The organism is Protofrankia sp. CiT1, from assembly GCF_917627335.1.
Lineage (GTDB): Bacteria > Actinomycetota > Actinomycetes > Frankiales > Frankiaceae > Protofrankia.
In genome coordinates, this window is sequence record NZ_CAKJTP010000019.1 from 41,955 (window position 1) to 52,680 (window position 10,726).

The 10,726-nt window shown below is 68.9% G+C and carries 7 protein-coding genes; all 7 read left to right on the forward strand.

Annotated elements, in window-relative coordinates; genetic code table 11:
• The first annotated feature begins 39 nt into the window (after positions 1-39).
• Complete coding sequence (locus MJ785_RS05655) at positions 40-1,152, forward strand: hypothetical protein (RefSeq protein ID WP_239309838.1); 1,113 nt, start codon at positions 40-42, stop codon at positions 1,150-1,152.
• Between the two features lie 174 nt (positions 1,153-1,326).
• The gene (locus MJ785_RS05660; RefSeq protein ID WP_239309836.1) at positions 1,327-5,085 is read left to right on the forward strand and encodes a TM0106 family RecB-like putative nuclease; all 3,759 of its coding nucleotides are present in this window, start codon (positions 1,327-1,329) and stop codon (positions 5,083-5,085) included.
• Entirely contained in the window at positions 5,076-6,848 is a 1,773-nt protein-coding gene (locus MJ785_RS05665) for a hypothetical protein (protein WP_239380138.1), read from the forward strand. The genes MJ785_RS05660 and MJ785_RS05665 overlap by 10 nt, the downstream gene beginning before the upstream one ends.
• A gap of 68 nt (positions 6,849-6,916) precedes the next feature.
• Entirely contained in the window at positions 6,917-7,360 is a 444-nt protein-coding gene (locus MJ785_RS05670; protein ID WP_239309832.1) for an SRPBCC family protein, read from the forward strand.
• A 7-nt stretch (positions 7,361-7,367) separates the two neighbouring features.
• On the forward strand, positions 7,368-8,279 hold the full coding sequence (locus MJ785_RS05675; RefSeq protein ID WP_239380139.1) for a 1-aminocyclopropane-1-carboxylate deaminase/D-cysteine desulfhydrase: 912 nt from the start codon (positions 7,368-7,370) through the stop codon (positions 8,277-8,279).
• A 155-nt stretch (positions 8,280-8,434) separates the two neighbouring features.
• Positions 8,435-10,291, forward strand: coding sequence for a hypothetical protein (locus MJ785_RS05680; protein WP_239380140.1), 1,857 nt, complete (start codon positions 8,435-8,437; stop codon positions 10,289-10,291).
• Positions 10,292-10,300: 9 nt separating this feature from the next.
• The coding region (locus tag MJ785_RS05685; RefSeq protein WP_239345062.1) for an ACT domain-containing protein at positions 10,301-10,726 on the forward strand (426 nt) is incomplete at its 3' end.

The following is a 10,726-nucleotide window of genomic DNA, read 5'->3' on the forward strand; positions in this document are numbered from 1 at the left end:
CGGCGATCTCCAGGATGGCCCTGTCGGCCGGATGGCAGCATGTACGCTACCCCCGTCCGGGGGCACACTTCGGGAGAAACCGCGGAGAAGCCCGCCTTGTTCGTATTGAAGTCGTTTCGCCCACTTGAAGCGTCTTTTGTGTTTCTCGCGACACTCGCCGGCCTCCTCGCCTGGTCACTACCGGATATAACCGGCCAGACGCGGGCGGTGGGAAATGTGACGGGCACCGCCAATCGTATATCACCCCGACCGGCCGTATTCGGCCAGACCGGAAAGCTCGTGTTCGGCCTTGGCCCCTCCCTCGACAGCGACTCGACATCGCCCGTCGCCAACCAGCTGGGGATGTTCACAACCTGGTACAACAGCCCGAACGACTTCGGTTTCATGACTAACTGGGCGAAGGACCTCATTCCACAGGTTTACGCCAAACGACGGGCGATCCACCTCGTGGTGTGGCTCGGCGGGGCCGGTCAGGTCGCGACGGTCCAGACCAAGTACGGCCCAGCGTGTGGTCGCGACTACCCACTGTCATCATCGTTCCTGGGTGACACCAGACGGCTCGCGCAGATATTCGCTGGCCCGGCGGACGGAGCGCCCCTCTACGTCACGCTCTTCACCGAGCTACAGACCTATCCGTGCCAGGCCAACACCTGGGCGGCCACGCCCGAGGTGACCAACTACTACCTGAAGCTGAAGGACCAGTACACCGCGGCAATGGGCATCTTCCACTCCATGGCGCCAAACGCGAGGGTCTCGCTCGGCTGGGGTGGCTGGCAGGCCCGCTGGGACGACCCGGCAAAAGGCGGCGGAAAATCGCTGATCGGGCACTTCGACGACGTGCTGCGTCAGTCGGACTTCCAGAGCTTCCAGGCGATGGACTCAAAAAGCAATGTCGACGATATCCGCAGGATGACGCAGATCCTCGGTGGGTATGGCCCGGTCATGGTCGCGCACTACAAACCCGACGACGGCTCGACCGCCACCTGGCATGACGATCTGCGGACGATTTTCACCGACGACTACGTACGGCAGATTACCGCCGCGGGCCTGTTCGGGTTCAGTTTCATGGACAGCAAACAGCTGAGCGCCGATCCGGGCTCACTGCAACTGGTCAGGAACGCCGCCACCCGGTATGGCACCCAGCCAGGATGAGCATCCAGCCAGACTGAGCCCAGCCAGACCGAGCCCATGACGTGAAGATCACACGCACCCTGCGAAGCTTGTCCGGGTCGGTTCGCACGCGGCGGACTGACCAGCCCGCCGCGGCGGCCGGCCCTCGAGCCAGGGGTCCCCGGATCGTCACGAAGCGACTATCCGGGGGATGGCATGCAGCGACTCGACGACACCGCCGGCGGAGATGCCCGATGGGTCGTGTCCGCCGGTGATGTCGTCGACACGCTCGAGTGCGGGCACCGGCTAGCGCTGTCCCATGCCCGCGCGGCCGGCGTGCGCCTCGACGGCACCGGCGCGGAGGTCACCACGTCCGAAGCGGACGACCTGCTGGTACGCCACGGTGACGCCCACGAACGGCGCTGGCTGGAGCGGCTCGTCCACATCTTCGGCGCGGATGGCGTCCGGGTGATCGAACGGCCTGACAACACCCTGACCGCGCTGGCCGCGGCGAGGGATCAGACCCGCGACGCCGTCGCCGCCGGCGTCGCCGTCATCTACCAGGGTGTCCTTTTCGACGGTTCCTTCCAGGGCCGGCCCGACTTCCTGATCGCCACGCACCTCGACCCGCTCACCGGCGCCCACACCGGCGCCCCGGCAAACGGACGCTACGAGCCGTACGACGCCAAACTCGCCCGCCACGCCCGTCCTACCGCGGTGCTGCAGCTCACCGCCTATGCCCAGGCGCTGCCGACGATCGGCGTAGACGTCGCGCGCCACATCCATCTGCTACTCGGCGACGGCCGGCTGGAGTCGCTGCGGGCTGACGATATCGCGCCCCTGATCAGCCATGCCCGGACCCGGCTGGCCTCGCGGCTCGCGACCGAACCCGCGATCCCGACGCCCTCCTGGGCTGATCCCCGGCCCGCATGTGAGACCTGCGCGTTCGCCGGCCACTGCGAGAAAGGGCGGGAGGCTGCCCGTGACCTGTCGCTGGTCGCCGGCCTGCGCACCGATCAGCGACGCAAGCTGCGGGCCGGCGGGATCAGCACGCTCGAACAGCTCGCCGCGGCCGGTGACGACCAGCGCCCGCCGTCGATGGCCGCGGCGACCTTCGCCGGGCTACGGCTCCAGGCGGAGCTACAGGCCATCCAGGATGCCACCCGCACCGATGACGACCGGACCGGGACCGTGACCGTCCGGGTGGTCGCCCCGGACGGGCTCGCCTCCCTGCCCGCCCAGGACCCCGGTGACATCTACTTCGACATGGAGGGCGACCCATACGCGCTGGGCAACACTGGTCTGGAGTACCTGTTCGGGGCCGTGACCCCGACCGGTACCGGGGACGGCGCCCAGGAGCTCTTCCATCCGTTCTGGGCACATGACCGGCCAGCGGAGAAGCGCGCTTTCGAGCGGTTTGTCGACTGGGCGGCCGCGCGGCTCGCCGACCATCCGCAGGCGCACATCTACCACTACGCCCCGTATGAGCCGAACGCCCTGAAACGGCTGGCCGCCCGCCACGGCACCCGCGAGCGGCAGGTCGACGACCTGCTTGCCGGGCACAGGCTCGTCGACCTCTACACGGTTGTCCGGCGCAGCCTGAAGATCTCCCAACGCTCATATTCGATCAAGTATCTGGAACCGCTGTACCTGGCCGGCGCCCGGGGGACGGAGGTCAAGACCGCGATCGACAGCATCGTCGCCTACGAGAACGTTCTGGCCCACCTCGCAAACTCCGACCGTGCCGCGGCCGACCGCCTCCTCGGCGAGATCGCCGAGTACAACCGGGTCGACTGCGTATCCACCCACCGGCTGCATCGCTGGCTGCTGGACCTGCGCGCGGCGCAGGGCATAGCGGGCGCGCCGGCATACCACCCGTCGGCGGACCACGGCGACGGGCCCGACGCGACAGTGGACGCGACAGTGGACGCGCTGACCGCGAAGCTGCCGGACGATCCGGCGGTCTGGACCGACGACGAGCGGGCGCGGGCGCTGCTGGCCGCCGCCGTCGGGTACCACCGCCGCGAGAACAAGCCGGCGTGGTGGGAGTTCTTCGCCTGGCTCACCGCCGACCGAGCGGCGCTGGAGGCGAACGACAACTGCGCCGTCCCCCTGGGCTGGACCATCGTCGAGGACTGGGCCGTCCCGGCCGGGCGAGGGAAACGAACCCGGCGTGACCTGCTGGCCGCACTCGACGCTGAGGGCACCCATCCGTACTCCGACGGCGACCGGATCCGTCTGCTCTACCCGGGGGCTGGTGGGGCCGACGGCACCACCCGTGATGGCAGCATCAAGCGCGCGGGCCCCGACCAGCTGCTCATCCACGAGACCGCCAGGCCCGGCGAGGTGGGTCTCGACGGGGACGGCAGCGCCGGGGCAGCTGCCGAACTGCCGGTCGCCGTGCTGCCTGGCGCGCCGGTGCGTCCCGAACCGAAACCGGCCGCGATCGCGGAGCTCGCCCGCACCGTCCTGGCCGGGCCCGCGCTGCCCGAAGGCCCGGCCATGGATCTGCTTCGCCGGCACCCGCCACGTCTGCTCGGCCGGGTCGGCCTGCCCGACCCGGCCGAGCACGGGAATGATCTGATTGCCACCGTGCTCGCCGCCGTCGACCTACTCGCCGGGTCCTACCTGGCCGTGCAGGGGCCGCCCGGAGCCGGCAAGACCTACCTGGCCGGACGGTTGATCCGCCATCTGGTCGGCCAGGGCCGCACGGTCGGGGTGTGCTCGACCAGCCACAAGGCGATCGAGAACGCCATGCTGGCGGCGACCGGCAACATCCCGGCGGCGAGCCGCCCTCCCGCCACCGGGATACCCGCGGCCAAGAAGCTGCGCTCCGGGCAGAAGCCCAGCCCGCTGGCACCGTGGGACTGCCCCCGTGACCTCCGCGCGTTGGTCTCCTGGCGCGCCGCGCACCCGGACGGGCATCTGGTGGGCGATACCTCGTGGGCTTTCGCGAACCCCGCGCTGCGCGCGGAGCCGTTCGACGTGCTGATCATCGATGAGGCGGGCCAGTTCGCGCTCGCCGACACCCTGGCCGTCGCCGGTGCCGCCCGCAACCTCGTACTGCTCGGTGACCCGCAGCAGCTCCCCCAGGTCGTCGCCGGGATCCACCCGGACGGCGCGGACGCCTCCGCCCTCTCCCACCTGCTCGGCACGAATGACGTCATCCCCGGCGCGTTCGGGTACTTTCTCGATCTGACCAGGCGTATGCACCCGGCCGTGTGCGAACCGGTCTCGGCGCTCGCCTACCGGGGACGGCTGCACGCCCACCCGGTGACCGCCGGCCGTCACCTCGACGGCATCGACGCCGGCCTCTACCTGCGCGACGTGCTCCACTACGGCAACACCACCCGTTCGGACCCGGAGAAGGACGCGGTCGCCGGCCTGATCGAGACCATCCTCGGCCGGCGCTTCGTCGACCTCGACGGCGAGCGCGTCCTGCGTGGCCCCGACATCCTGGTGGTCGCCCCGTACAACCGCCAGGTACGGGCGATCGAGCAGGCGCTCGACAGGGCCGGGACGCACGGCGTCCGGGCCGGGACCGTCGACCGCTTCCAAGGCCAGGAGGCACCCGTCGTCATCGTGTCGCTGACCACGTCCAGCGCGTCCGAAGCGCCCCGGGGGCTGGACTTCCTGCTCTCCCGTAACCGGCTGAACGTCGCGCTGTCGCGGGCGCAGGTCCTGGCCGTGCTGGTGATGTCACCGGCGTTGCTCGACAGCGCCGCACGCACGGTCGACGAGCTGCGCCTGCTGGCCGGCCTCGCCCGGCTGCGGGCCACCGCCCGCACCGACTTCCCCGGGATCACCACGCAACCCGCCGGTAATCAGCCGGTTTCGGTGATCCGGGCCCGCGCTTCCGCGGCAGCGGGCCCCGACCGCCGGCAAGCGTCCAGGACGCCGCCGGGGGACGCGGGAGCCACGGCGGCACCGCGGGCGAGTCAACTCGCTGAGGACGATCTGAGGGGATGCCCGTGACCGCGCTCGACACCAGCGCCGACACTGGAACGGGCCGGGGGAAAGACGCGGGGAAAAAGGGGAGGAAGCGATGGCTGGCCGCCCCGGCTGTTCTCGCCGGCTTCTGCGCGCTGTCCGTAGCGCTGTTCTGGGATGGCTGGACGGATCTGGGCACGACTATCTACGGCGGCAGCGATGCCGTCCTGTTCTCCTGGTACCTGGCCTGGACGCCCTACGCCCTGGCCCACGGGCTTGACCCGTTCGTCACCCATTTTCTCAACGCTCCGGACGGCGTCAACATCATGTGGAGCACTGGCGTGCCGCTGCTCGGTGTGCTGGCCGCACCGATCACCGTGCTGGCCGGGCCGCTGGTGGCCTTCCAGGTACTGACGACGCTCGCGCCGGCGCTGTCCGGCTGGGTGATGTTCCTGGTGATGCGCCGCTGGAGCGCGGCGTTCCCCGCCGCCGCCGCCGGGCTGCTCTACGGCTTCAGCCCCTACGTCATCGGCGCTTCCTACGGCCACCTGCACCTGTCGTTCGCGCTCTTTCCCCCGATCCTCCTGCTGCTGCTGGACGACCTGCTCATCCGCCAACGCCGGGCCGCGCGGACCGGCGCGCTGCTCGGCGTGGCCGTAGCCGCCCAAGCGCTGGTGAGCGAGGAGGTGCTGGCGACCTCAGCGGTGGTTGCGATCATCGCCATCGCGATCCTGTGCGTCCAGCATCGTGATCAGATCCGCCTGCGCGCCGCGGCGGCAGCAGGTGGGCTCGCGGTCTGCGCGGCCGTCGCCACCGTGCTGCTCGCCTGGCCGCTCTACATCCAGTTCTTCGGCCCCCAGCGCGTCCACGGATCAATCCAGCCGTCCGACATCGCCGTGTCCGACCTTCTCACCTTCGTCACGCCCACGCCGCTCCAGGCCATCGGCCCGGACTTCGCCGTCCGGGAAAGCCTGCGGTTCTCCGGCAACGCGGTGGAGGTCAGCGGTTACTTCGGCCTCCCGCTGCTGGCTCTGCTCGCCTTCATCGCGCTGCGGTTACGCCGTGATCCGCTCGTGGCCCTGTGCGGGCCGCTGTTCGCCGCCGTCGCCGTCCTGTCCCTCGGCCCGCACCTGCACCTGGGCGGGCACGCCACCGGTATCCCACTGCCGTGGCGTCTGTTGGAGCTGGGGCCGGTGCTGCACAACGCACTGCCGTCCCGCCTGTCGCTGTATCTCGTGCTGGCCGCGGGTGCGATGATCGCGGTCTGGCTCGACCAGGCACGGCCGCCGCGGCTGCGCGCCGTCACCGGCGTCGTTACCGCCGCCGCCCTGGTGCCGCTGGTACCGGCGACGCTCCTGCCCTTCACCACGGTCACGCCGAGGTTCTTCACCGGCCCGCAGGTCGACAACCTGCCCACAGCGACGACAGCGCTGGTCGTGCCCTATCCGTACCCTCAGCAGAACATCGCGATGCTGTGGCAGGCGCAGACCGGTTTCCGGTTTACTATGCCAGGTTGCTACTGCACAGTTCCTGACCGTAATGGACGATCCAGCTTCCATCCGGAGGTCGACCCGCTGAACTCAGCGCTCATCGCTGTCGCGACCGGCCAGCGGACCGCACAGGCGGCCCTGGGACAACCTGGCCTGGCGGCAGCCTTCGACCACTACCATCTGAATGCGATCATCCTCGGCCCCACCGATCACCACGACGAGCTCGTCACCCTGCTGACGACGCTGGCGGGTGCACCCGGGCGCTACGTCGACGGGGTCGACCTGTGGCTGCTCAACAGCGCCCCCGGCCGGTCGTGACAAGGTACTGACGCCAAAGAGCCCCAGACGGAACACGCAGCAACGGAACAACCATGAATGGAGCGCGGATGGCAGAGATCAAGGTAGCGGTGGAACGGGTCGTCGCGGCGACACCGGCGAAGGTCGTCGACGCGCTCGCCGACTACAGGGGCATTCGCGCCGAGGCGTGGCCAAAAATGATCACCGACTACGAAGTGATCGAGGGCGGTACCGGCGCCGGTACCCGGATTCGTTACCGGCTGCACGCGACCCGCCGCCGCGTCCGTACCGTCGAAGCGGTCGTGTCCACACCCGAACCCAGCCGGACCCTCACCGAAACCGACCAGAACTCCACTCTGCGTACCGTGTGGACGGTGCGGCCCGCTGACCCGGGAACGGCGCGGATATCAGTAGAGACAAGCTGGGCGGGCGCAAGCGGAATCGGTGGCTTCTTCGAACGAGCCTTCGCGCCGATCGGTATCCGCAAGCTGTGGAACGGTGTTCTCGACAACATCCAGCCCAGGCTGGACTGACGATCGAGTGACGCATCTCGGCTGGGTTACGGATCTCGGCCTTCACCTTCCGTCGCCAGTCGAGGAGCTGCGCGACGATCGGCTCACCCGCCACGGCGTCCAGGTTTTTGTCAAACGCGACGACCTCATCAGCGAAAAAGTACCGGGAAACAAATGGCGTAAGCTCAAGTACAACCTGACCGACGCCGCCGCGGCGGGCATGTCGACCGTGTTGACCTTCGGTGGCGCCTTTTCCAACCATATCCGCGCGACAGCCGCCGCCGGTGAGATTATCGGGGTCCAGACGATCGGTGTGATCCGCGGGGAGGAACACCTCCCGCTCAACTGGTCGTTGTCGGCGGCCGCGGCCAGCGGCATGTATCTGACCTACCTCGACAGGTCCGCATACCGCCGCAAGGACGACCCCGGCGTCATCGCAGACCTGCGGAGGCGCCTCGGCGACTTCTTCCTGATCCCCGAGGGCGGCAGCAGCCCCGCCGGGGTCCGCGGTTGCGCTGAGATCATCGCCGAGATCGGCCTCGAGTTCGACCTGGTCTGTTGCGCGTGCGGCACGGGCGGCACGCTGGCCGGTATCGCGGCCGGCCTGAAACCGGGCCGAACCGCCATCGGGTTCTCCGCGCTGAAAGGCGGACATTTTCTCACCGGGGTGGTCGCCGGCCTGCAACGTGCCGCCTTCGGCCGGTCGACCGACAACTGGCGGGTCGAATGCGGCTTCCACTTCGATGGCTTCGCGAAGAACCCACCGGAGCTCCGCTGTTTTGTCGACGCCTTCGCCGAGCGCCATGGAATCCTGCTCGAAGCCGTGTATGTGGCGAAGATGATGTACGGTATCTTCGCCCTGGTGCGAGGTGGCGTGATCCCGCCCGGCACCAAGGTCCTCGCCATTATCACCGGACCGGCCGAACCGCCGCCCCGATAGCCGCGTGACCTGATCCGCACCCGCCCGGCTGTCGGGCGGGTGTGATTGAATTGCCACGCTTCTCTCGCTGAAGGCGACGCGCGGCCATTTAGAGAGCGTCCCGCAACGGCGATATGACGCAGCGTTCCGGTTGACGTAACGGGATAAGGGGCCACGTGCGCGAGAACGAACACGTCGACGTCATGATCGTCAACGAGCGCGCGCTTGGGTTCACGCGCGCCACCATGACCCGATGGCTCTCGCCCTCGCTGCTGCTGCGTACGGCCATACGCGTGGGCATCAGCGGGCTGCTCGGCTCGTACGCCGACAAACGGGAGGAGATGGCGGCGCTGCCCGCCGCGCCCGTGGCCGACCTGTCCGGCACCCGTGATGCGCCAGCCTCCGGGGAGCTGCCGGATGGCAGCGAACCACCTGACACCGGCGAACTGTGGTTCGACTACGTCAGCGATCTCGGTGACGGGTTCGACTCGACCTATGCGATGGCATCGCTGCTGGCCGCGCCCAGCCTCAACCTGGCCGGGACGACGATGCCGCGCGGCCGGATGCTGGTGATGGGCGGCGACCAGTGCTACCCCACACCCAGCATCGCCGGCTATGAGAACAAGCTGATCGGCCCGTACCGCACCGCGTTACCCAGGCAGCGCTCGGAGCCGGCTGAGCGGCCGAAGCTGTTCGTGCTACCGGGCAACCACGACTGGTACGACGGGCTCACCGCCTTTATGCGGGTCTTCTGCCAGGGCTCGAGCATCGGCGATTGGCGTACCGAGCAGACCCGCAGCTACTTCGCGGTGCGGCTGCCGCACCGATGGTGGCTGCTGGGGATCGACATCCAGTTCGACTCCTACATCGACGACCCGCAACGCCGCTACTTCATCAAGATCGCACAGCGGATGCACCCCGGTGACGCGATCATCCTCTGCTCGGCGAAGCCGAGCTGGATCAGCACGGCCGAGCAGGACGCCGAAGCATACGCCGTCCTCGACTACTTCGAGCGCACGATCATCCGTGCGGCCGGCGCCCAGGTGCGGGTGTCCCTGACCGGCGACCGGCACCACTACGCCCGTTACAGCGAGGTCGGCGGCACCGCGGTGAAGTTCACCGCCGGCGGTGGCGGTGCTTACCTGTCCGCCACCCACCGGCTGCCGCAACAGCTGGTACTGCCGCCGCCGGCATCGCGCGCGCGGGGAAAGAGCGACCCCCCGGTCCATTACGAGCTGGCCAGCACCACCTTTCCGGACGCGCCGACCTCCCGCCGGCTCGCCAGCGGCATCTTCCGTCTGCCAGCGCTCGCGCCAGGTCTGGTCGCGCTGCTCGGTGGCATCCACCTACTGCTGACACTGGCAATCGGCGCCGCCGGGACGGACGGGCGAGGTGCCGCCGGTCGCCTCGACGGCATCGCGGACGGCCTGCGCGGCGCAAGCGTCGGCAGCCTGTTCGTGGGCCTGCTCAGCGGCATTCCCGGGCTCGTGCTGGCCGTGGGCGTCATCGCCGCGGCGCTCGCCCTGACCAAAGCCGGCCGGACCGCGCGGGGCATCGTCGCCGGAGCCACACATGGGCTTACCCAGCTCCTGCTCGCTGTCGCCCTGCTTGCCGGCGCTGTCACGATCACGCGCCCGCTGCCCGGCACATGGCTGCTCGCCGGGGTGCTCCCGCTGATGTTCACGGCCGGCGGCCTGGCCGCCACCGAACTGGTCGCCGCCTATCTCTGGCTGGCCGACCGGACGATGGGCCTGAACACCAACGAACTGTTCGCCGCACAGGGAATCGCCGATTACAAGAACTTCCTGCGACTACACATCAGCCCCGACGGACAGTTGACGATCTACCCTGTCGGGGTCCGTACGGTACCGAAACGCTGGCGCTTCACCCCGGGCTCCTCAACGGGCGCGGCGGCGGGAACACCCCGGTTCACCCCGACCGACCGGCCCCTGGAGCCCTTTCTCATCGAACCGCCGATCACCGTTGCCCGGGACACCCCCGGAAAATTCCGATCATATGATCGGAAGCCCTAGACTGACGGCGTGTCACACCAGCGTCTGATACTCACGCTCAGTTGCCCCGATCGGCGTGGCATCGTCGCGGCGGTGTCCTCCTTCATCACCGAGAGTGGTTGCAACATCGTCGAAGCCCAACAGTATCTGGACCCCGACAGCACCCACTTCTTCCTGCGCCTGGCCGCCGACGTCGAGGAGCCGCACGGCAGCCTGGAGGACCTGTGTGACGCCTTCGGCGCGGTTGCCGAGACCTTCTCGATGGACTGGCAGCTCTGGGACGCCGCCGTCCGATCCCGCACTATGATCATGGTCTCGCAGCACGATCACTGTCTGGCCGACCTGCTGTCGCGCCGCCGCGCCGGCACCCTGCCGATCGAGATCGCCGGTGTCGTGTCCAACCACCGCGACGCCGAAGAGCTGGTCCGCTGGCATGGCGTGCCCTTCCACCACCTG